This is a genomic window from Streptomyces sp. NPDC101225 (genome assembly GCF_044767585.1).
In the GTDB taxonomy this organism is placed as follows: Bacteria; Actinomycetota; Actinomycetes; order Streptomycetales; family Streptomycetaceae; genus Streptomyces.
Map to the genome: position 1 here is coordinate 1 of NZ_JBIWOE010000115.1, position 1,032 is coordinate 1,032.

Below are 1,032 nucleotides of genomic sequence, written 5' to 3' on the forward strand. Positions count from 1 at the left end.
AGAAGCTGTTGTCTTTCCGGGTGTGATCGGTGCGTTTCCGCTGGTCGGGGATAGCAGTGGTGATTCCGTGGGAGTGGTGGCCTGTCGGGTTGTCGCTCGCCGGGAGGTCACGAATGCCGTCAGTCGTCGGACTGCTGGAACAGCACGAGCTCGCCGCTCGCCGTCGAGTGGACGGGCTGCGGGAGGAAGCCGACCGCATCCAGGCCGAACTGGCCGCGGCCGAGCAGGAATGGCAGGAGTGGGCGATTGCCCGCAGGCGGGTCGACACGGTGCTGGCTCCGGACGGCGGCAACACAGCCGGCACGGAGGTCACTGACGATCCGCGGGATGCGGACGCGCCGCCGGAACCCCGGGACGCGGCGAAGCCGAAGTCGCAGGTGCCGGTGTGGCGCCAGGGGCTGGCCTGGTCGGTGCTGTCGGCCGACTACCAGCGCATCCTCAAGACACTCGCAGATCGGGACCGGCTCCATCAAGGGCCGCTGACCTGCCAGGAGATGGCCGCCGTGTTCGGCATGGACGTGGTGCCGGCACGAGTGGAGGCACTGCGTTCGAAGGCGAAGCGTCTGGTCGCGCGGGGCTGGCTGGCCGAGCGGCAGCCGGGCCGGTTCACCCTCGCGGCAGGCGTGAGCGGGCAAGGCGGCGGGTCATGAGCAGGGTCATCGACCAGTAGATCATCGCCTCGCCGCTGGTGGTGCGGCGTTCGAAGTCGCGCACCAGGCGGCGGGTGCGCATCAGGTGGGCGAAGAGGCGCTCGACGATCCACCGCTTGGGCAGCACCACGAAGCCGCGCATGTCGTCGCTGCGTTTGACGATCGCCAGGACCAGCGCGAGCGTGGCCAGGCAGTGCTCGACGAGGCTGCCGGTGTAGCCGCCGTCGGCCCAGACCAGTTCGAGGCGGTGGTGCACGTCGGCGACCTGCCCGAGCAGGACCCGGGCGGCGATGCGGTCGCCGGTGTCCGCGGCGGTGACCACCACGCCCAGCAGCAGGCCGAGCGTGTCGACCACAACGTGCCGCTTGCGGCCGTTGATCAG

Annotated in this window: 2 protein-coding genes; one reads left to right on the forward strand and one right to left on the reverse strand. The window is 70.3% G+C overall.

All coding sequences use genetic code 11. From position 1 onward, the window contains the following. Nucleotides 1-113 precede the first annotated feature (113 nt). On the forward strand, nucleotides 114-650 hold the full coding sequence (locus ACIRPX_RS46000) for a hypothetical protein (protein WP_404206150.1): 537 nt from the start codon (nucleotides 114-116) through the stop codon (nucleotides 648-650). Here the strand turns inward: ACIRPX_RS46000 and ACIRPX_RS46005 are convergent. After that, nucleotides 607-1,032 (reverse strand): transposase (locus ACIRPX_RS46005; RefSeq protein WP_404206151.1); only part of this gene is annotated, 426 nt, incomplete at its 5' end. The two genes, ACIRPX_RS46000 and ACIRPX_RS46005, sit on opposite strands and share 44 nt — an antisense overlap.